At 51.9% G+C, this 22,586-nt stretch carries 17 protein-coding genes and 1 pseudogene; 5 read left to right on the plus strand and 13 right to left on the minus strand.

Going from position 1 to position 22,586, the window contains the following annotated elements:
• Positions 1-31: 31 nt before the first annotated feature.
• From NNX04_RS21095 to silC, 12 genes and pseudogenes are all read right to left on the minus strand, one after another.
• Positions 32-3,163, minus strand: coding sequence for an efflux RND transporter permease subunit (locus tag NNX04_RS21095; RefSeq protein WP_261948454.1), 3,132 nt, complete (start codon positions 3,161-3,163; stop codon positions 32-34).
• Positions 3,156-4,547: an efflux RND transporter periplasmic adaptor subunit gene (locus tag NNX04_RS21100; protein WP_261948455.1), complete on the minus strand. Its 1,392-nt coding sequence runs from the start codon at positions 4,545-4,547 to the stop codon at positions 3,156-3,158. The genes NNX04_RS21095 and NNX04_RS21100 overlap by 8 nt, the downstream gene beginning before the upstream one ends.
• 88 nt (positions 4,548-4,635) lie before the next feature.
• A complete protein-coding gene (locus tag NNX04_RS21105; protein ID WP_261948456.1) occupies positions 4,636-4,950 on the minus strand; it encodes a hypothetical protein in 315 nt (104 codons plus the stop codon).
• 133 nt (positions 4,951-5,083) lie between these two features.
• Positions 5,084-7,435 (minus strand): heavy metal translocating P-type ATPase, encoded by a 2,352-nt coding sequence (locus NNX04_RS21110; RefSeq protein WP_261948457.1) that lies wholly within the window; start codon positions 7,433-7,435, stop codon positions 5,084-5,086.
• Between the two features lie 97 nt (positions 7,436-7,532).
• A complete protein-coding gene (locus NNX04_RS21115; RefSeq protein ID WP_261948458.1) occupies positions 7,533-8,087 on the minus strand; it encodes a c-type cytochrome in 555 nt (184 codons plus the stop codon).
• Between the two features lie 57 nt (positions 8,088-8,144).
• Complete coding sequence (locus NNX04_RS21120) at positions 8,145-8,450, minus strand: hypothetical protein (RefSeq protein ID WP_012487445.1); 306 nt, start codon at positions 8,448-8,450, stop codon at positions 8,145-8,147.
• Between the two features lie 36 nt (positions 8,451-8,486).
• Positions 8,487-8,591: a copper resistance protein B gene (locus NNX04_RS21125; protein ID WP_261948551.1), complete on the minus strand. Its 105-nt coding sequence runs from the start codon at positions 8,589-8,591 to the stop codon at positions 8,487-8,489.
• Positions 8,589-8,825, minus strand: a pseudogene (locus NNX04_RS21130) (hypothetical protein); the annotation flags it as partial. The pseudogene NNX04_RS21130 and the gene NNX04_RS21125, both read right to left, overlap by 3 nt.
• 85 nt (positions 8,826-8,910) lie before the next feature.
• Entirely contained in the window at positions 8,911-12,057 is a 3,147-nt protein-coding gene (silA, locus tag NNX04_RS21135; RefSeq protein ID WP_261948459.1) for a Cu(+)/Ag(+) efflux RND transporter permease subunit SilA, read from the minus strand.
• A gap of 10 nt (positions 12,058-12,067) precedes the next feature.
• Positions 12,068-13,360 (minus strand): Cu(+)/Ag(+) efflux RND transporter periplasmic adaptor subunit SilB, encoded by a 1,293-nt coding sequence (gene silB, locus NNX04_RS21140; RefSeq protein ID WP_261948460.1) that lies wholly within the window; start codon positions 13,358-13,360, stop codon positions 12,068-12,070.
• A gap of 113 nt (positions 13,361-13,473) precedes the next feature.
• Entirely contained in the window at positions 13,474-13,827 is a 354-nt protein-coding gene (gene cusF, locus NNX04_RS21145; RefSeq protein WP_032716633.1) for a cation efflux system protein CusF, read from the minus strand.
• Positions 13,828-13,856: 29 nt separating this feature from the next.
• On the minus strand, positions 13,857-15,242 hold the full coding sequence (silC, locus tag NNX04_RS21150; RefSeq protein WP_261948461.1) for a Cu(+)/Ag(+) efflux RND transporter outer membrane channel SilC: 1,386 nt from the start codon (positions 15,240-15,242) through the stop codon (positions 13,857-13,859).
• A 189-nt stretch (positions 15,243-15,431) separates the two neighbouring features.
• Here silC and silR point away from each other — a divergent pair, with 189 nt between their 5' ends.
• Together silR and silS are read left to right on the plus strand one after the other, a co-directional pair.
• A complete protein-coding gene (silR, locus tag NNX04_RS21155) occupies positions 15,432-16,112 on the plus strand; it encodes a copper/silver response regulator transcription factor SilR (protein ID WP_261948462.1) in 681 nt (226 codons plus the stop codon).
• Positions 16,105-17,580 carry a Cu(+)/Ag(+) sensor histidine kinase gene (gene silS, locus NNX04_RS21160; protein WP_248441415.1) on the plus strand — a complete coding sequence of 492 codons (1,476 nt, stop codon included), beginning with the start codon at positions 16,105-16,107 and terminating at the stop codon, positions 17,578-17,580. Before silR ends, silS begins: the two co-directional genes overlap by 8 nt.
• A gap of 191 nt (positions 17,581-17,771) precedes the next feature.
• Here silS and NNX04_RS21165 read toward each other — a convergent pair whose 3' ends face one another.
• Positions 17,772-18,824, minus strand: a complete 1,053-nt coding sequence (locus NNX04_RS21165) for a DNA-binding protein (protein ID WP_261947586.1) — start codon at positions 18,822-18,824, stop codon at positions 17,772-17,774.
• Between the two features lie 203 nt (positions 18,825-19,027).
• Between NNX04_RS21165 and NNX04_RS21170 the strand changes: the two genes are divergently transcribed.
• From NNX04_RS21170 to chrA, 3 genes are all read left to right on the plus strand, one after another.
• Positions 19,028-20,035 (plus strand): site-specific integrase, encoded by a 1,008-nt coding sequence (locus NNX04_RS21170; protein WP_011711679.1) that lies wholly within the window; start codon positions 19,028-19,030, stop codon positions 20,033-20,035.
• A 157-nt stretch (positions 20,036-20,192) separates the two neighbouring features.
• A complete protein-coding gene (locus NNX04_RS21175; RefSeq protein ID WP_007645340.1) occupies positions 20,193-21,131 on the plus strand; it encodes a chromate resistance protein ChrB domain-containing protein in 939 nt (312 codons plus the stop codon).
• A complete protein-coding gene (gene chrA / locus NNX04_RS21180; RefSeq protein ID WP_261948463.1) occupies positions 21,124-22,491 on the plus strand; it encodes a chromate efflux transporter in 1,368 nt (455 codons plus the stop codon). Before NNX04_RS21175 ends, chrA begins: the two co-directional genes overlap by 8 nt.
• Positions 22,492-22,586 lie beyond the last annotated feature (95 nt).

Consider the following 22,586-nt stretch of genomic DNA (forward strand, 5'->3'; position numbering starts at 1 on the left):
GGTAATTCAGGAAATTGAAGTCTAGAATCTATCAGGTCATCTTCCCTGGTTTCCGGACCCGCATCAACTGATAGCCCACTGGCAAGACAAACAGAGATAACAAGGGCGCCGTTAACATGCCGCCCACCATCGGCGCTGCAATTCGACTCATAATTTCCGAACCCGTACCGCTGCCTAAAAATATCGGCATTAGTCCCGCAACAATTACCGTCACCGTCATCATCTTCGGGCGTATTCGCAATACCGCACCTTCCTGGATGGCATCAAGCAAATCCTGCTGTGTTGTTGTGCCCAATTCGATGCGCCGCTGCCACGCCTGTTTCAGGTAGAGCAACATAATCACCCCGAATTCGGCGGATACCCCGGCCAGTGCAATAAATCCGACGGCTGTCGCAACTGATAGCTCGTAGTCCATTAGATATAACAGCCAAATACCTCCGGTTAATGCGAAAGGTAAAGTGCCCATGATTAACAAGGCTTCATCCAGGCGGGAAAAGGTCAGGAATAACAGCACCAGAACGATAACGAGAGTTGCGGGGACAATCCATTGCAGGCGGGCATTGGCGCGTTCCATAAATTCAAACTGGCCTGCGTAGCTGATGCTGGTGCCCGGTAGTAAAGTCACCTGTTGGTTAATGGTTTGTTGTAGATCCCTCACCGTCGAACCCAAGTCGCGGTCGCGCACATCAATGTAAACCACACTGGTAGGACGGGCATTTTCGCTTTTGAGCATACTGGGGCCATCGGTGACCTTGATGGTGGCAATCGTACCCAGCGTGATTTGGCTGCCGAGTGGAGTAATGATGGGCAGTTTTTGCAGCTTGCCAATGCTGTCACGCCAATCGCGCGGATAACGCAGGTTGATAGGAAAACGTGCGCGACCATCTACGACTTCGCCAATATTGTCGCCGCCGATCAGACTGCTCACTACCGATTGCGCCTGAGTGATGCTCAGACCATAACGCGCGAGTGACGCGCGGTCGAACTGGATATCAAGATAACGCCCACCACCCAAGCGCTCGGCAACTGCCGAGGAGATACCGGAGACGGTTTTGGCAACCTGCGCAACCTGTTGGGCGACCTGGTCAATATCGGCCAGGTTCTGGCCTGCAACCTTGACGCCGATGGGGCTTTTGATCCCGGTGGCCAGCATATCGATACGGTTGCGGATGGGCGGAATCCAGATATTGGATAGCCCCGGTATTTTGACCCGTGCATCCAGTTCAGCCATGAGTTTTTCCGGAGTCATACCGGGGCGCCACTGATCGCGCGGCTTAAACTGGATGGTGGTTTCAAACATCTCCAAGGGGGCAGGATCGGTGGCGCTGTCGCTGCGGCCAGCCTTACCAAACACACGCTCCACTTCCGGGACAGTTTTAATCAGCCGATCTGTTTGTTGCAGCAAGCGGCTGGCCTGTTGGGCACTTAACCCCGGCAAGGCACTGGGCATGTACAGTAAATCCCCTTCGTCCAGCGGCGGCAGGAATTCACTGCCTAGCTGGCTCAGTGGCCAGGCGGTGCTCAGTAATACAAGCAGCGCAAAACCCAGCGTCGTTTTCGGGTGGCACAATACCCCGGTTAACAGCGGGCGATAACCCCGGATTAGCCAGCGATTGATGGGATTTTGATGTTCCTCCGGAATCCGGCCACGAATCCAGTAGCCCATGAGCACCGGAATCAGCGTCACCGACAGGCCAGCCGCTGCTGCCATCGCATAGGTTTTGGTGAAGGCGAGTGGGCCAAAGAGCCGACCCTCCTGTGCTTCCAGCGTAAATACCGGAACAAACGAGAGGGTGACAATGAGCAGCGAGAAAAACAGCGCGGGTCCCACCTCGGCGGCGGCTTGGGTCAATACTTGCCAGCGTTTCTCACCGATGAGTTCTTGCTCGGGATGTTGTTGCTGCCATCGCTCCACATGTTTGTGGGCGTTTTCAATCATAACGATGGCCGCATCCACCATCGCCCCTATGGCAATCGCAATACCGCCGAGCGACATGATGTTGGCATTGATACCTTGATGGCGCATAACAACGAAAGCGATCAACACCCCAAGTGGCAGAGCGACAATCGCGACCAACGCAGAGCGCCAATGCCAGAGAAATAGGGCACAGACAAGTGCAACCACCAGAAATTCTTCAAGCAGTTTATAGGTCAGGTTGGCGACGGCGCGGTCGATCAGAAGACTGCGGTCATAGGTGGCGATGATCTCGACTCCGTCTGGCAAACCGCTTTGAAGTTGCGCCAATTTTTCCTTAACCGCCGCGATAGTGGCGCGGGCATTTCCGCCCGAGCGCATCACCACAACACCGCCAGTGACTTCGCCTTCACCATCCAGTTCCGCAATACCCCGGCGCATTTCCGGCCCGAGCTGGATGTGGGCAACATCGGCCAGCGTAATGGGAATGTTATCCACCAACTTCAGCGGTATGGATTTGAAGTCATTAAGAGTGCGCAAATAACCGCTAGCACGAACCATCAGTTCGGCTTCACCCAGTTCAAGAACGCCGCCCCCGGTTTCCTGATTGGCCTGCTGCACAGCGGTAATCACCGCCTCATGGGACAGGTTATGGGCTGCAAGCCGGATCGGGTCGAGCACCACTTGGTATTGCTTGACCATACCGCCGATAGCGGCGACTTCGGCCACATCCGGTAAAGGCGCCAGTTCAAAACGCAGGAACCAATCCTGCAATGCTCGCAATTGGGCAATATCGTGTTGGCCCGTTTTATCGACCAAGGCGTATTGAAATATCCAGCCAACACCGGTGGCATCTGGCCCTAAAGCCGGTGTGACACTCGCCGGTAGCTGCGCCTGCATTTGGCTCAAGGACTCCAGAACACGGGAGCGGGCCCAGTAAAGATCGGTGCCATCTTCAAATAAGACATACACAAAACTATCCCCGTACATCGAATAACCGCGCACGGTTTCAGCGCCGGGTACCGAGAGCATTTTGCTAGCGAGGGGATAAGTCACCTGATTCTCTACTAGCTCCGGCGCTTGTCCCGGAAAGCTGGTGCGAATAATGACTTGCGCATCCGAGAGGTCGGGTAAGGCATCAATCGGTGTGGTTTTGACGGCCCAAATGCCCCAGCCGGTCAATAGCAGTAACGCCAGAAGTACCAAGATCCGGTTGGCGACAGACCAATAAATCAAACGGCTAATCATGGTCGTGTCCCTCCGCTGTTTTTGGTGCTATCCCTAAAAAGGAGGCTTCGGAATCCAGTAGAAACTGCCCGCTGGCAACTACCTCTTGACCCTCATCTAATCCTTGCAGAATGCGTGTGTGTGAGCCTTGTTCATGACCTGTGACCACATTCATGGGCATGAACGTGCCGTCGGGTTCAGCTAGCATCACCAGCACCCGTTTGCCGGTGCGGATGACTGCCTCAGTGGGCACAAACACTCCTTTTTCTTCTGTGGATGATTTTAAGAGTACGCGTCCACTGGTGCCGGGTTTCAGGCGTCCTTCGGGGTTATCAAGCAAGATGCGGGCGGTCAGCGTGCGTGAGCTGGCATTGATCGAGGGCAACAGGTACTCCAGCGTGCCGGTTAGGACTGGATCACCGGGGCTAGCTGAATGGAACACCGCCTTGGCGCCCGGTTGCAACCCCGTGGTTTGTGCTTCGGGAATCGCGGCATCCAGCCACAGATTGTCCAGGTTATTAACCATCGCCACCGTATCGCCGCTGGCCAGCGCCATACCAGTTTTAACATCCAGCATATCCACCACGCCCGAGATGGGCGACGTGATGGTTACACGGGTCTCCGGTTGGCGGGTTTTTTCCACCTTGGCAATGAGGGCATCGGGCATTCCGAGTAATTGCAGGCGTGCGCGCAATGTGGCCAATAAACGAGGGCTCTGTCTAACCGGTTGGGAAAGCAGCTCATTTTGGGCATCCAGCCATTCGGGTATCTGGAATTCGGCAATCGGCTGACCGGCGCTGACCTGGTCACCCACCGCTAGCGGCCAAGCTTTTTCCACAAAACCCGCCGCGCGCAATTGCAGTATTACTTGGTTGCGCTCGTTAAATTGGAGTTGCCCGACTACTTCCAGCTCGTTGGCTATTGGAAGACGCTGCACCTTGGCTTTGCGCATACCGAGGCTTTGCACCAACCCTGCGTCAACCGTTAATGCGGGAGCATCTACATCGACTTCCGCGTATTTGGGTACCAATTCCATATCCATAAAAGGTGACGGACCCGGCTTGTCAAAGTGCTGGTCGGGTACCATCGGATCGTACCAGTAGAGAATTTTGGGCTCGGCCTTATTGAATGGTTCTGCAGCCTGCACCGGTTCCGCGTACTTAGGCACCAGTTCCATATCCATGAAGGGTGAAGGACCCGGTTTATCAAAATGCTGGTCGGGCACCATAGGGTCATACCAATAAAGAACCTTCGGTTCCTGTTTGGCCTCTTCAATAGCATTATTTTGAGGCGGCGCTGTAGAGGTGAATTTATGCAAGTGCTGCCAACCAACACCTATCGCAATGCCAAGTACTAACGTGCTTAACCCAACGGCTGCAAGCAGGCGTATAGAGAGATTATTCATTCAGATGATTCCTGAGAAACGATAAAAAAACGTCCCGCCTAAACACCCGGCATCAATACCGGTTCAAGCGAGGTGTAATCGTATTAACTCAGGAGGCGTTTGGAGGTCGCCAGATACTGGCGGGATTGAAAACAGCAATATTCAATGGACGAGTTTTTGAGTGTGCTGACAAGCTTGAAAGAGAGAAAAACGACGCGGAGGTATAGAGGTTTACCTGTACGGGTGTTTTGCAGAGGTGACAGGATTTGGCAGTTTTACAGGGATTTAGAGTGTCGCTGTCATCCACATCAGGACAACAAGGCATGGCTTCACTACCACCGGATTCATCCATCACCATTGTCATTTCTTCAGGGCACGGCGAAGCGGACAGCAGAATTTCTGCCGCGACTTGCAGGGGCATCATGAAACTCAGAAGTAAGATAAATAACAATGAACAGCGGCGCATAGTGTCAGCATAGCTCAATGCAGGCGATAGAAAAATACGTCACCCAAGATTAAGGGTGCGTAAGCTCTCAGAATTCACGCGCGCAAGCCTATTAATCTTTGATAGAGATTTTTTCCCGTTTCAACCGCAGGGCATTTCCAATCACCGATGCAGAACTGAGGCTCATTGCCAGTGCTGCAATCATTGGCGACAGCAGCCAGCCCGTCCAGGGAAAAAGTATTCCGGCAGCAATCGGAATTCCCAGACCATTGTACAAGAATGCAAACATCAGGTTCTGTTTCATATTGGTCACGGTCGCCTCCGATAAAAAGCGCGCGACCGCAATACCGCGTAGATCACCTTTCACCAAAGTAACTTGTGCGCTGTTCATCGCTACGTCAGTACCCGTGCCCATGGCAATACCCACATCGGCTTTAGCCAAGGCGGGTGCATCATTGATTCCATCGCCCGCCATGGCAACAACCTTGCCCTCGGCTTGCAAGCGTTCAACCAAACGCAATTTATCCTCTGGTTTCACTTCACCGTAGACTTCATCGATACCCAGGCGCGCCGCCACGGCTTTGGCTGTTGTAAGGCCATCACCCGTCGCCATAATAATGCGCAAACCAGCGGCTTTTAGCGTTGCCAAGGCTTCCGGTGTACTGGCCTTGACGGGGTCAGACACCGCAAGCAGACCCGCGAGCTGCCCATCCACTGCCAGGTACATAACACTGGCACCTTCACTGCGTAAGGTTTCGGCTTCGGGCACCAGCGGTGCGACAACTACACCCTGTTGCTCCATCAGCACCGTGTTTCCCAGCGCCAGCTTGCGCCCCGAAACTGTTCCGTACACACCGATGCCGGAACCTGACTCAAATTGTTCAACTTTTTCCAATGAGAGATTGCGCTCACGTGCGGCTCGGACAATGGCATCGGCCAGCGGATGTTCGCTTCCTTGATCAAGGCTTGCGGCAAGGCGCAACACATCCTCTTCACTAAATCCCTGAGTAGATACCGCACGATCAAACGCAGGCCGACCTTCAGTCAAGGTTCCCGTCTTATCGATAATGAGTGTATCTATCTTGCGGAAATTCTCGATGGCGGCAGCGTCCCGAAACAGCACACCCTGGGTGGCACCACGCCCGGTGGCCACCATGATTGACATAGGTGTAGCCAGTCCTAGCGCGCAAGGGCAAGCAATAATCAGTACTGCTACCGCATTAATTAATCCGAATACCCAACGCGGCTCAGGGCCGAACAGACCCCAGGCAAAAAAGGTCAGCACGGCAATCGCGACCACCGCAACGACAAAATAACCGGCGACCGAATCCGCCATGCGTTGCATCGGCGCTTTGGAGCGCTGCGCTTGCGCCACCATCTGAACAATCTGCGCCAACATGGTAGCCGACCCTACGCGCTCAGATTCAATGGTGAGTGCACCATTGGTATTCAGTGTTGCGCCAATCACTTTATCACCCGTGCGTTTCATCACTGGCAGCGGCTCGCCGGTCAGCATGGATTCATCCACAGCGCTGCTGCCTTCCACAACGACACCATCCACGGGTACTTTTTCGCCGGGGCGAACACGCAACTTGTCACCGACATGGACATGCGTGAGTGGCACATCCTCCTCAGTGTTATCGTCGCGAATACGTCGCGCTGTTTTTGGTGCTAGCCCCAGCAAGGATTTGATCGCCGCTGAGGTCTGCGAGCGCGCTTTTAATTCCAACAGTTGCCCTAGCAGCGTCAATGAAATAATGACCGCTGCTGCCTCGAAATAAACGGAAACTCGTCCCATGGATACGAAGGAATCCGGGAATACACTGGGAGCCAATGTCGCCACCAGGCTGTAAACAAACGCAGCACCTGTACCCAAGCTAATTAAGGTCCACATGTTGGGACTGCGATTGATAATTGACTGCCAGCCGCGTACAAAAAAAGGCGCGCCAGCCCATAGGACAATAGGTAACGTCAGGATTAATTCGATCCAGGTTTGGGTAGACACAGAAAATAGATGAAGCTGATGACCAAACATGGCCAGCACGGTAACCGCTAGTGTCAGCGGCAACGTCCACCAAAACCGGTGTTGGAAATCCCGCAACTCAGGATTTTCCTCCTCTTCTAATTCGGGAATTAGTGGCTCCAGAGCCATTCCACACTTTGGGCAACTGCCGGGATGATCTTGACGAATCTCGGGGTGCATTGGGCAGGTATAAACGGCTCCCGACCCAGATATTGCCGGTGCTGTATCGCCAACATTACCGTTACTTGGTGTCATCAGATACTTGCCGGGATCAGCTTTGAACTTTGCCTGACAGCTCGCGCTACAGAAATGATAGATTTTCGCCAGATGCTCAATGTGATGGGGCGATGCAGGGGTGACCGCCATACCGCAAACCGGATCTTTCAATGTTGTAAGGTTCGCCTTTTGTTCATGGTGAGAATGTGCGTGTGTGTGTTCCATCAGTAAACCTCTTGGCAGTTGAGTTATTCAGTAATCATAGGGGTCACTGATAGTGCCTGTTTGAGATGTATCAAACCGATCCCTATTTATCGGGCGCTTAGTGGTGGCTGGTTTCAGCTGGCTCGCGTGCGGTCAGGATCTGGTATTGCTCTGGAGTCAAGGTCGGCAATTTCTGGATAAACGCCACCATGGCCCAAATCCGTTGGTCATCATGGGTCGGCCCCCAGGCGGGCATACCACTAGCTTTGATACCGTGCTTGATGATCCAGAATTGGCGCTTCGTACTGGCTGTGTTATCACCTGCATGGGTGTGCTCGTGATCATCCAGCGCTAGAGACAAATTAGGTGGGCTGGGATAAAGCCCGATACTCATATCACTACGCTTCACGCCTGGTTTCAGATGGCATTGCGCGCACATGTCGTTGTAGTCAGGTCCACCCGTTAAGAGTAATTCCGCATCCGAAAGATCCGGTACTCGAATATCGGCGGCAGCGCGCGCAATCGATTGTTCCCGTAAGGTTTCCAATGCTCGATAAGTCAGTTGGTTATGCGGAACATCGGCCCCCATTGGGTAAACGCCTGAATAAATAAAACCCAGCCCTGCGAGCAGCATAATAACGGCTGTTAGCAGTATCACTTTGATCAACGTCATACAGTCTTCTCCTCATAGAGATGGGAGGGCGACGACCGTCGCACTCCCATCAATTTGTTAATGGCCGCCATGACCTTCGTGGTTTGTACTGGATGCCGCTTTACTGGTGGTAGTTGTCTTACCATGGTCCATTCCCTGGTGTTGATCACCATGCTCGCTGTGTGCAGCGCTGCATTTTTTCATCAGCGCTTGCATGACCGGATCGTTCATATCCATTTTGGAATGATCCATTTTCTTCATGGCTTCACAATCCGGTGCTTCTGCCGTTTTGGCGTGTTCTGCCGGGTCATGCGCAAACGCTGGAGCGATCAGCAGTGTGCTGGATAAGATCAGAGCAGCATTCATCAGTATTTTTTTCATCATTAAGTCCTCGTTAGTTAACGTTGGATAAACAGCTATTTAAAACCAGGCGCGAACGCCAGCTACCCATTGGGTATCACTGGTTGATTCGCCATGGTCTCTTACAAAATCGGCGGTATTGCCGAAGCTTCTCGTCCAATTCACACCGGTATGACAACTTCGTAGTCCTGCAGGAACAGCATGCTTTTCTTTCAGGGCTGACAGCGCCTGATCATTCATGACGTGAGTTCGCACTTCAAACCCGGCTTTTTCCATCGCCTTGCCCCACAGGGAACAACAGCCACAGTTTTCAGATTTGTACATATCAATGACTTTTTCACTCGCCATCACGGGCAGTGAAATGCCGAGAGCCAGGATCATTAGAATCATTTTTTTCATACTCACCTCTGTATGTTATCGATATAAACCCTGATGCCAGGGTGAATTTATGCAAAAGGACACCCACAGGGGTGCCCTTTCAGGGTTATGACACGCTCTTTTTATGTCTGCGCAGCCAGATGAGTTTGTAGGCGGCAGGAATAATGAACAGGGACAGCAGCGGAGCCGTGATCATCCCGCCAATCATGGGGGCCGCAATACGGCTCATGACCTCTGAACCTGCGCCGGTTCCCCAGAGTATGGGCAGCAGGCCCGCAATGATCACCGCCACGGTCATGGCTTTCGGCCGGACACGCAATACGGCACCATGATAGAGGGCTTCATCAAGACCTTCCGGTGTGAATGTCTCTTTACGGGACAATTCCGGGTGCGCTTCAATGGCATGACGCAGATACATCAGCATGACCACGCCAAACTCTGCTGCCACCCCGGCCAGGGCGATAAACCCGGTGCCGGTCGCCACTGACATATGGAAGCCCTGCCAGTACAGGAACCATATCCCGCCTACCAGCGCAAACGGCAGGCTCATCAGAATAAGTAAGGCCTCATCAGCCCGGCGGAATGCCAGATACAACAGAATGAAGATGATCATCACCGTCATCGGCACCATCAGCTTCAGTTTCTTGTTGGCATGCTCAAGCAGTTCAAACTGTCCGGAGAATGACACGCTGGTACCCGGTCTCAGTTTCACTTTCTGACTGATCGCCGTTTTAATGTCATTAACCACCGACACCATATCCCTGCCGCGCGCGTCAATGTAAATCCAGCTGGCTGGACGGGCATTTTCCGTTTTCAGCATAGTCGGCCCTGAAACGACCTTAATATCCGCAACATCGCCCAGTGTGATCTGCTGCTTCATCGGGGTCAGGATCGGCATCTGTTTCAGCGCCTGTGGACTGTTCCGGTAATCCTGCGGATAGCGGATATTAATCGGGTACCGGGCCACGCCTTCAACCGTTTCCCCTACCGTCGCGCCGCCGATGGCTGATGAGATGAACAGCTGCACATCGCCCACCGTCATTCCGTAGCGGGAGGCTTTTTCCCGATTGATATCGATATCGATGTAGCGCCCACCCTCAAGTCGCTCAGCCAGGGCAGACACCACGCCCGGTACCGTTTTGGCTACTGCTTCGATACTCTGCGCCGTCGCATCGATATCGGACAGAACCGTTCCGGACACTTTGATACCTATCGGGCTTTTGATCCCGGTTGAGAGCATATCAATACGGTTACGGATTGGCGGCACCCAGAGGTTTGCCAGACCAGGCAGACGGACGGTCTTATCAAGTTCATCGATAATCTTGTCAATCGTCATGCCTGGCCGCCACTGATCCTCAGGTTTCAGCTGAATGGTGGTTTCCACCATTTCGAGTGGCGCGGAATCCGTTGCGGTCTCTGCCTTACCGGTCTTGCCAAATACAGAGGCCACTTCAGGAACGGTTTTGATTAACTTATCCGTGGTCTGCAGGAGCGCCGCTGCTTCTGCCGGAGAGACACCTGGCAACGTTGACGGCATATAAAGCAGGTCACCTTCGTTGATCTTCGGCAGAAACTCACCGCCCACCTGGCTCAGTGGCCAGATAACCGTGAAGATAGACAAGGCCGCAACCAGCAGGGTTGTTTTTGGCCAGTGGAGGACCCGCAATAGTAATGGATGATACGCTTTTATCAGCATCCGGTTCAGGGGGTTACTGGTCTCGGCAGGAATTTTCCCCCGGATCAAGAATCCCATCAGAATCGGAATGACGATGATGGCCAGCGCGGCCGCGCCCGCCATGGAGTACGTTTTCGTGAATGCCAGCGGTCCAAACAGACGTCCTTCCTGACCTTCCAGGGTAAAGATAGGAATAAAGGACAGTGTGATGATCAGCAGGCTGATAAACAGTGCGGGTCCCACTTCCACGGAGGCGTCGGTAATCACCTTCCAGCGGGTGGCGTTGTCAATCTGCTCACCCGGATGCTGATGATCCCATTCCTCAAGCCGTTTGTGCGCATTTTCAATCATCACAATGGCGGCATCCACCATCGCTCCGACGGCAATCGCAATCCCTCCCAGCGACATAATATTGGCGTTCAGTCCCTGGAAGTGCATGACGATAAAGGCGATACACAGGCCTAGCGGCAGAGAAATAATTGCCACCAGGGCAGAACGTACGTGCCACAGGAACAGGGCACAGACGATGGCCACCACGATAAACTCTTCCAGGAGTTTGTAGCTGAGGTTATCAATGGCCCGATCGATTAACTGGCTGCGATCGTAGGTGGTCACAATTTCAACACCTTCCGGCAGGCTGGCCTTCAGCGTGTCCAGTTTATCCCTCACTGCCGTGATAACGTCGCGCGCATTCTTACCCGACCGCAGGATCACCACGCCGCCGGCGACTTCCCCCTGGCCGTTCAGTTCGGCAATACCTCGCCGCATTTCAGGCCCGGTCTGCACGCGGGCAACATCCCGCAGATAAACCGGTACACCGTTCTCGCCGGTTTTCAGGACAATGTTATTGAAATCATCAATGGTCTGAAGATATCCGCTGGCCCGGACCATATACTCCGCTTCGGCCATTTCAACGGATGAACCACCGGCCTCCTGGTTAGACGATTCAAGAGCCTGTTTCACTTCAGGCAGGCTGACACCGTACTGGGACAATTTCTCCGGATTGACCTGGATCTGATACTGTTTCACCACGCCGCCAACCGAAGCTACTTCCGCCACGTTCGGGATGGTTTTCAGTTCAAATTTCAGGAACCAGTCCTGCAAAGAACGCAGTTCTGAAAGGTCGTGTTTTCCGCTGCGATCGACCAGGGCATATTCAAATATCCAGCCCACTCCCGTGGCGTCCGGACCGATTTCAGAGCTCACACCCGCAGGCAGTTTGCCCTGAACCTGATTCAGGTATTCCAGCACGCGCGAACGGGCCCAGTACAGATCGGTCCCGTCTTCAAAAATGACATACACATACGAATCCCCGAACTGTGAGAAACCACGCACGGTTTTTGCGCCAGGTACGGACAACATGGTGGTGGTAAGTGGATAGGTGACCTGGTTTTCTACAATCTGCGGGGCCTGTCCGGGATAGCTGGTTTTAATAATGACCTGCACATCTGACAGGTCAGGCAGCGCATCGACCGGCGTGTTAATTATCGTCCATGTGCCCCAGATGCTGAGAAACAGTGTGCCCATCATGACCAGGAAACGGTTGGCGACAGAGCGCCGGATAATCCATTCAATCATCGTCGTCTCCTCAGTGCCCTGAATGCATATTTACAGGCTGCTCAGACTTTGCTGGCATACTGTTTTCTGTTTTTTCAGGGTGGCGCATACGTTCCAGCGCGCCCGTAATATTGGCTTCGGAGTCAATGAGGAACAGGCCACTGACCACCACGGTATCACCTTCATTCAGGCCGGAGCCAATGCCGGACTGTTGCTGTGATTCATGCAGAACGTGGATCTGTTTCGGCACAAACTGGCCTTCATCATCAACAGTAATCACGCGCTGTTCTTTGCCGGTATCGATAACGGCCTGGCTTGGTATCAGCAGCATCTCCTGGCTTTGGGTATTCAGTTTCAGATAGGCATTCATGCCCGGCTTGAGAAACTCATCCTTATTAGATACCTGGAGACGGACCTGAAGCGTACGGGTTGTCTGATCCACGCTGGGAAGAATGTTCCATTTTTCGACATGGAATGTTTTATCCGGATAAGCCGGTACCGAAATTTCAAACTGCGACGTATCTTTCAGCAGATAGGCGATAGATTCCGGCACTGCAGCGCTGATCCAGACTGGGTCCATCCCCTGAATCTGAGCCACCACCTTATCTTTCGAAATATTCATGCCGGTGCGCAGGTCAAATGCAGTAATGACACCATCAATAGGTGCTTTAATGGTAAAACGGGTCTGGATTGTGCGGGTTGAACGCAGCCTTTGAATATCCTCTTCCGGCATACCAGCCAGACGAAGTCGCTCCAGCACCCCTTTTATCTGGGTTGGCGTACCGCCTGTACCGGATAACAGCAGGAACTCACTTTGCGCCTCGACCCATTCAGGAATGGTGATATCGATAAGCGGTGTTCCTTTCTTCACATGATCGCCAATCGTCAGGGGGTAGACTTTTTCGACAAACCCGTCAGAACGCGCCTGCACAATGGCAAACTGATACTCGTTATAACTGACATTAGCCGGGATCGTCTGAGAATAATTCAGCATTCCGCGCGTGACTTTTTGCGTTTTTAATCCCAGGTTCTGAACCTGCGTTGGATCAATACGGATCCCGCCACCGCTTTTCTCGCCACTTTCATCAGCATATTTTGGCACCAGGTCCATATCCATAAAGGGCGATTTTCCGGGTTTATCAAATTTGGTATCCGGTTTCATTGGGTCATACCAGAAAAGCACCTTTCGTTCCGGTGCCTTTTGTTCTGTTTTTTCTGTCTTTTGTGCTGAGTTTACATACTGCCAGGCAGTAACCGATATCAGCCCCCCTGCTATGAGGCTGCTGATAATTATTGCAGCATATTTTATCTTTAAAGAAGCCATACAATTCTCCGCTAAAAAATCAAAACACCTGGCATATGTGCCTGACGGTTAACTCACACATATACCTATGTGAATGTACAGGCGCACAGGATGTAATCGCTCCGGACAGCCAATCAGGATTGCGTAACGTTAATGCTTTTGAGTAAGGAGATATTGCCCTGCTGAATAAACGAGAAATCGACATGGTTGCCGGTTTTCAGGGCATTGATAGCGTCGTCTGCATTAACAAAAGTGAAGCGCATGGTCATTGCAGGCCAGCCCACCGCAGGGATTGCTTCGTGCGAAATGGTGATTTTTTTACTATTCATATCAATGTCTTTAACGACACCGGTGCCCTTGATAACCTGCTGTACCGAAGCATCACTGGCAGCATTCATATCGCCATGCTGATGTGTTTCAGCATGAAGACCGGCAGAAAACATGACAGAGAAGGCACTAAATAAAACGGCTTTAAGTGAGTTACGCATTTTTAATTTCCTGATATGTTGAATATAATTCACTCTATCCAACCGCCACCCAGCGCGGTGAACAGATTAATTTCGTTAACCTGCCGGGAATAGGTAAGATCGAGAATGGTTTGCTGCGTAGCGAAGAGAGAACGCTCTGCATCCAGCACTTCAATGTAACTGACAGCACCACTGGAATATAATCCTCTGGCACGCTGGAGAGTTATCTGAAGTGAATCAAGATAACGCTGCTGTGCCTCGAGTTGCTGGCTAAGACTATCGCGCAGGGCAAGCGTGTCGGAAACATCCTTAAAGGCTGACTGAATTTTTTGTTCGTAATTAACCACCGACTGTTGCTGGCGAATTTCAGCCAGTTTCAGATTGGCTTTATTCCTGCCAGCATTAAATATAGGAATTTCAATTTTAGGGATAAAATTCCACATTCCACTTCCTGACGTAAACAGGCTGGACAGCTCCGTACTGCTTGCGGAGAGACCACTGGTCAGGGTAATTGAGGGGAAAAAGGCCGCTCGCGCTGCGCCAATATTGGCATCAGCCGCTTTCAGCTGATATTCCGCTTCCATAATATCCGGTCGCTGCAGCAAAATTTGTGAAGACAGATTTGGTGGCAATTTTACTGGGGCTATCTCCCCGCCTTTCATCCCTTTTTCTGACGGAAGTGCGCGGTACGTTCCCAGCACCAGTTGCAGGGCATTGTTTGCCTGAGCCAGATCGCCTTCTCGTTTGGCTATTTCGGCGCGGGTACTTTCGATTTGTCCTCGCGCCTGTTCAAGTGCCAGAACGTTCGTACTCCCGGTCACGAGCTGCTGCTCAACGAAAGCATAGGACTGTTGATAATTTTTCAGCGTTTCCCGCGCAATACGAAGTTGTTCGTACGCCAGTTGCTGGCTGAAATAGCTTTGTGAAACGTTGGATACCAGCAGGATGTGTACGGCCCGACGGGCTTCTTCGCTGGCAAAGTAGTTCTGGCGATCAGCATCACTCATGTTCTTAAGTTTGCCGAAAAAATCGAGCTCATAACTGAACTCCAGACCTGCGTCGTACTCCTGTGTGGTCGGCTTGTCACCTTTCAGACCACCGCTGTATGTGATCCCGGATGAGGCATTCAGCTGGGGATAACGATCTGCATCCGTGACGTTGAACTGGGCCCGGGCCTCTTCAACCTTCAGTGCAGCCATTCTCAAATCACGGTTATTAGTCAGGGCTTCAGTAATCAGCCGGGTGACCTGGGGATCGACAAAAAAGTTACGCCAGCCCGTATCCTGATAGCCATTCACCGCTGGCGTCAGGCTGTTACGGGATAGTGAAAACTGTTGGGGTACCGGTGCTGCCGGACGCTGATATTCAGGCGCCAGAGAGACACAACCAGCCAGAATGAAGATTGTGCTGATGCTGAGTAGTTTTAATTTGAACATATTGCTTCTCGTCCAGGCAGACCTGGTAAATGGTTCAAATGAAGTTCAGAGTATTACCAGGGTTACTTTACAGAATGCACTCTGTTTGTCGGGTGACAGAATAATGACAATGTTGTCATTTTTACGGTAATTCGTTGATTACGATCGTGTGCGCAATAGAATGACATTAGCAGCCAGACGGGGAGCAAGATGAAAATATTGATCGTCGAAGACGAAATTAAAACAGGTGAATATCTCAGCAAAGGGCTTACAGAGGCAGGGTTCGTAGTGGATCACGCTGATAATGGTCTTACCGGATATCATCTCGCCATGACAGCCGAGTATGATTTAGTCATTCTGGACATCATGCTGCCTGATGTGAACGGCTGGGATATCATCCGCATGCTGCGCACTGCCGGAAAGGGTATGCCGGTCTTACTACTGACGGCCCTCGGCACGATCGAACACAGGGTCAAAGGACTGGAACTGGGTGCGGACGATTATCTGGTTAAACCCTTTACGTTTGCCGAACTGCTGGCCCGGGTGAGAACCCTTCTGAGGCGGGGAAACACGATGATCACGGAAAGCCAGTTTAGGGTGGCTGATCTCTCGATGGATCTCGTATCCAGAAAAGTCAGTCGCGCCGGAAACCGCATTGTGCTCACCAGTAAAGAGTTCAGCCTGCTGGAATTTTTCATTCGCCATCAGGGCGAGGTTCTTCCCCGCTCCCTGATTGCCTCTCAGGTCTGGGACATGAATTTTGACAGCGACACTAACGCGATTGATGTCGCCGTAAAGCGACTCCGCGCTAAAATAGACAACGATTACGGGACAAAGCTGATCCAGACTGTCCGGGGCGTGGGCTATATGCTGGAGGCCCCGGATGCATAGCAAACCTTCCAGGCGCCCTTTCTCACTCGCCCTGCGGCTGACCTTTTTTATCAGCCTGTCCACGATACTGGCTTTTATCGCCTTCACCTGGTTTATGCTGCATTCTGTTGAAAATCATTTTGCCGAGCAGGATGTCAGCGATCTTCAACAAATCAGCACTACCCTGAACCGTATACTGCAGTCCCCGGTGGATCCGGATGAAAAAAAAGTAAGCAAAATAAAGGAGTCGATTGCCAGCTACCGCAACGTTGCCCTTTTGCTCCTCAATCCCAGGGGGGAAGTGCTCTTTAGTTCAGCGCAGGGGGCGGCACTACACCCGGCCGTGAATTCCGCAGATTTTAGCGAGCACAGCCGCGCACGGGATGTCTTTCTCTGGACGGTGGAGGATCCTGCGAGACCGATGGATACCGGGTCTGAAATGAAGATGGAAACATACCGGATTATCGCCTCCTCTGGCCAGGCGATATTTCAGGGCAAACAGCAGAATTATGTCATGCTGACTGGCCTCTCCATTAATTTCCATCTCCATTACCTCGATGCGCTGAAAAAAAATCTGATTGCGATCGCCGTCGTGATAAGCCTGCTGATTGTTCTGATCATTCGCATCGCTGTCCGTCAGGGGCACCTGCCCCTTCGTAATGTCAGCAATGCCATTAAAAACATCACCTCCGAGAATCTTGATGCGCGGCTGGAACCGACACGCGTTCCCATTGAGCTGGAGCAACTGGTTATCTCGTTCAATCATATGATTGGAAAGATTGAGGACGTCTTTACCCGCCAGGCCAATTTCTCTGCCGATATCGCGCATGAGATCAGAACGCCCATCACCAATCTGGTGACGCAGACTGAAATCGCACTGAGTCAGGATCGAACCCAGAAGGAACTTGAGGATGTCCTCTACTCCAGTCTTGAAGAGTATAACCGGATGACCAAAATGGTCAGCGACATGCTGTTTCTGGCACAGGCGGACAATAACCAGCTTATACCTGACAGGGTCCGTTTTGACCTCAGAGCAGAAGTCATGAAAGTCTTCGAGTTTTTCGAAGCCTGGGCCGAAGAACGCAATATCACGCTCAAATTTAACGGGATGCCCTGCCTGGTTGAGGGAGATCCACAAATGTTCAGAAGGGCGATCAATAATCTGTTATCCAATGCCCTGCGTTATACCCCGGAGGGACAGGCAATCACCGTCTCAATAAGAGAGCAGGAGAGCTTTTTTGACCTTGTGATTGAAAATCCGGGGAAACCAATCCCTGAAGAGCATTTATCAAGGCTGTTTGACCGTTTTTATCGGGTAGATCCGTCCAGACAACGAAAAGGAGAAGGCAGCGGCATCGGCCTTGCGATTGTGAAGTCCATCGTGGAAGCACATCACGGAAGAGTGCAGGTGGAATCGGACGTACGTTCAACTCGTTTTATCCTATCCGTGCCCAGACTGGAGAAAATGATTCCGGAAACCCAGTACTGAGAATAAAGATTTAAATGACAAAGATGTCATTAGCCTGTCATGCAGCAAACAGAAGCCATTCGATATAATTAGTGCAACTTATCAGGAAGGCATTATTACTTCATCGAGGTCCGGCCGGTAAAAGCGTTGAATTTAGCCACTTCGCAGATAACTTATTGATATACTTCATTATTTAGGTGACCGACCCCTGCCTACGGCAAAGAACTTTGGAGCTGTTTAAACTGCCCTTGAATCACGGCTTTTTCCAGAAGAATCACCTTGTTCTCGTCGGACAGAAGCTCCACTTTATCTTGGGAGGCTTTGAGTCTGGTATTGGCATCTTCCAACGCTTGCGATAATACGGCCACGTTTTTCTCCGCTTCTGCTTTCATGCTCGTAATCACTGCCACTTTTTCAGTTAGCTCGTCATTTTTATGTTGGTATTCTCGCATCCCTTTCGAGGCTTCTTCAGCATTACGTGTCAGGCTTTGAATATCCTCAATTTTTCGGCTTACTTCACTGCTTAGGGAAGCGTTAGTCTGCTCAAGTTCATCTACTGCTCTTTGGAGCTTCGCGTTTGCATCAGACAGTCCGGATTCTCTTGACGCAGCTTGAGTGAGCTGGCCCTGGAGGTTGTGGACTTGATCGTGCAACTGCTGGTTGGTCGCTCGGAATTGATCGCGTTCCTGTTGACGGTCTTCGGCGGTGCGCTGTTGGTAGTGCTCAAAATGATCGCGAATGTCCCGGTTTTCCTGCCTAAGCTCAGTGACGGTTTCTTTCAATTCAGTGAATCGTGTGATCGCTTCATCCCGCTGGGATTCCGTCTTGGCAAGGTTGACTCGGGTATCTTCCAGAGACTGACTTTGCTGACGTTTTTCTTCGTTAAGCAGTTCTATCTGCTTTTCCATGTCCTGCTGCCGCGAAGACAGCTGCACTAGGGTGCTGTTTGCTTCGGTTAGTCGCTCCTGACGTTCGTCATTCAACGTTTCAAATTCCTGCCGGGCCTGCTCGATGCGTTGGTCGGCCATTTGTTGCACCCGTTCGTGCAGGGATTTCACTACGTCCACCAAGTCATGTGGCAGTCCACTGACCTCGGCATCACCGTCGTTGTCTGACCGCCAGCGCTTCAATAACGGAGCGATGGTGCTTCTGCTCCCCGTACCCAGTTGCTCGCGCACCCGATCAACCGTGGGCTCTTGATCCCCGGCTTTGATGGTTTCTGCGGCTTTAGTAACATCATAGTAAGTCACTCCTGCACGGGCCATTGTAGTTCCTCTTAGATTATTTAGTAACGTAATACGTATTACATAATATTACATTATATTTGTCTATTTTGATACAACTTGAATTGCTAAACATAACCTTCGATAATGAATGTTATCGTGGGTTATGAGTGAGAAATGAAAAATTGATGTTTGTAACACCAGTACATTGGTGCCTTCCAGCGACCCACAGAAAAGGGATAACCATGGATAACTACACACCCAAACTCACATCGGATTCGCCATTGCGTAGTGAGCAATCAGTTTTGCCGTCGCTGGCAGAATCCGACTCACTGCGCCACTATCTGCAAGCGGCGACCTCCAATAACACGCGAACAGCCTACCGTTCAGCGATTCGGCAGTTCGAAAAATGGGGCGGGCGGTTGCCCACGGATCGGGATACCCTGGTGCGTTACCTGGTGGCCAAGGCCGATGTGCTGAATAGCCGGACTCTCGCCCTTCACCTCACGGCCGTTAGCCAATGGCACCACTACCAAGGGTTGACTGACCCGGTTCGTGATCCGCTGGTATGTAAAACCATGGAGGGCATTCGCCGCACCCATGGACAGCCCAAGCGCAAGGCCAAGGCGTTGCGCTTGGAGCACATCGCCCAACTAGTAAATTACTTGCGGCACTTACCGGACAACAAAAAGAAATACCGGGATATTGCCTTGGTACTCACCGGGTTCTTCGGCGCCTTGCGTCGCAGTGAGCTGGTTGCTCTTCAGGTCAATGATCTGGTTTGGGAGCCGGAGGGGCTGCTCATCCGGTTGCCGCGCTCCAAGACCGACCAGCAAGGCATGGGTTTAATGCGAGCTTTACCTTACGGAAAGGCCGCTTGTTGTCCGGCTACCGCCGTGAAAACTTGGTTAGATGCAGCGGGCATCACCAGTGGTCCGGTGTTTCGTCCCACCAACCGCTGGGATCACATTCAGGAAAAAGCGCTGGCTCCAGGTGCGGTCAATGCTTTGCTCAAAACGCTGGGGCAAGCCTGTGAGTTTGATTTTGTGCCTGAACTCAGTAGCCACAGTTTCCGTAGAGGGTTATCCACATCGGCAGCGCGTGAGCGAGTGGATTTTGAGTTGATCAAGAAACAAGGCGGCTGGAAGAGCGATGCCACCGTCTGGGAGTATATCGAGGAAGGCCAGCAGCTCAGCAATAATGCGTCAATTATCTTAATGGAGAAGATGGCAACCCTGATGGATGCTGAATGATTCGGTCAACATTCGGGGCAGAATCAATGTATCGGGCCAAACCCAAATACCAAAGCTGGTAATGTTACCGCCACGATCATGGATCATTCTGGCCGCTGTACACCATCGATAAAATATTGTAGACTTTCCTACCTTTGTGTAACTAAATCTACAATATATGAAATGGGTATTACTGATCTTATCCCTGCCCACCCAAAACGCGACAGTGCGTATGCGGGTATGGCGAACCCTCAAGTCCTCCGGTGCAGCAGTATTGCGTGACGGCGTTTATCTGCTTCCCCATCGACCAGAACATCAGCAATTGTTCGATGGCTTGCTGCAAGAAGTAGAGGCAAGTGAAGGCTCAGCCTATGTGCTCCTGGTCGATACCGAAGATGCTGGCCAATTCAGCGGCCTGTTTGATCGTCAGGATGATTACGCCCATCTTTTACACGAGCTGCCCCCAATAAAAGAATTGGCCAGTAGTTCCCTGCAAGAAGCAACCAGACAGCTGCGTAAACTGCGCAAAAACTTCACCGCTATCGCCGCAACGGATTTTTTCCCCGGTGAAGCGCAGGCACAAACCCAGCAGGCGCTGCAACAGCTTGAACTTCAGCTCAATCGCCAGTTATCGCCCAACGAACCCCATGAGCACACCGGTGAAATCCCACGGTTGGATATCAGCCTCTATCGCGGGCGGTTATGGGCAACCCGTCAACGTCCCTGGGTGGATCGCCTTGCCTGTGCCTGGCTAATCCGCCGTTTTATCGATCCGGAGGCTCGCTTTGTGTGGTTGCAAGCACCGAAGGATTGTCCCGCCGATGCGCTGGGCTTTGATTTTGACGGAGCCAGTTTCACTCACCTGAATGGCAAGGTCACTTTTGAGGTTCTGCTTGACAGTTTTAGGCTCGATCACCCCGGCTTAACGCGCTTGGGGGCCTTGGTGCATTTTCTGGACGTAGGGGGTATCCAGCCCAGTGAAGCCAGTGGGCTGGAGCAAATCCTGTGGGGATTGCGCAACAGTATTCATGACGACGATCAACTCATCGCCACGGCTAATGGTGTCTTCGATGCCTTACTGGCTGCTTTTACAGATAAGGAAACACACCATGAGTAACACCACCGAATTAATAGCTCACCAGCCGGTTGAAGCGCCTGCGCCGGTCAGTTTTTGGGAAGCCTTCCGTTTCTGGTTAAAGCTCGGGTTTGTCAGCTTTGGTGGCCCGGCAGGCCAAATAGCCATCATGCACCAGGAGCTGGTGGAGCGCCGGCGCTGGATCAGCGAAAAACGGTTTTTGCATGCGCTCAATTACTGCATGGTGTTGCCTGGTCCGGAGGCGCAACAACTTGCCACTTACATTGGCTGGTTAATGCATCGTACCTGGGGCGGTATAGTGGCGGGTGTGCTGTTTTTGTTGCCATCACTCTTCATTTTGATTGGACTCTCGTGGGTATATATCGCTTACGGCGACGTAAGTTGGGTAGCCGGTTTGTTCTACGGTATCAAACCGGCGGTGACTGCCATCGTCGTGCATGCCGCCCATCGCATTGGTTCACGCGCGTTGAAAAATAATGTGATGTGGGCGATTGCTGCCGCCGCGTTTGTGGCCATTTTTGCACTCAATATCCCATTCCCTTACATCGTGATTGCAGCGGCACTGATTGGTTATTTGGGTGGGCGGTTTCTACCTGACTACTTCAACAGCGGCGGTGGCCATGGCAAGACTGATAAATCCTTCGGCACCGCGTTATTCGATGATCACACACCCACGCCCGCGCACGCCATGTTCCGCTGGTCGCGTTTCAGCATGATCTTGGTCTCCGGTGCATTACTCTGGGCTGTTCCGCTGTTTGCACTTTGGAGTTATTTCGGTTGGGATCACACACTGACACAAATGGCCTGGTTCTTTACCAAAGCGGCACTACTCACTTTCGGTGGTGCCTATGCGGTATTGCCCTATGTTTATCAGGGTGCGGTCGGCCACTATGGTTGGCTCACGCCCACGCAAATGATCGATGGCCTCGCGCTCGGTGAAACCACACCAGGGCCGCTGATTATGGTGGTGGCCTTTGTCGGTTTTATTGGGGGATATGTACAAGCCGTATTTGGCACCGACATGGTATTTCTCGCGGGCGCAGTAGCCGCCACCATTGTCACCTGGTTTACCTTCTTGCCCTCGTTTATTTTTATTTTTGCGGGTGCCCCCTTTATTGAAACGACGCACAATGATTTGAAATTCACTGCGCCACTCACGGCCATCACGGCGGCGGTGGTAGGTGTGATCTTGAATCTCGCCCTGTTTTTCTGTTACCACATTTTGTGGCCAGAAGGCTTTGATGGGCGGTTTGAATGGATATCAGCGGTAATTGCTGTTGCAGCGGGTATCGCATTATTTCGTTACAAAATGAATGTGATGAAGGTGATTGGCATGTCGGCGCTTGTTGGGCTTGCGGTGTCGTTAATGGGGATTAATTAAGTCATCTTTCGATCTGCTCGAACTCATTGCTTACACTTAACGGAGGAAAACCAATGAATGATTTTAACCAAAACAAACGTGATTTCCTGGCTACC

It is taken from the genome of Cellvibrio sp. QJXJ (assembly GCF_024452345.1).
GTDB lineage: Bacteria > Pseudomonadota > Gammaproteobacteria > Pseudomonadales > Cellvibrionaceae > Cellvibrio.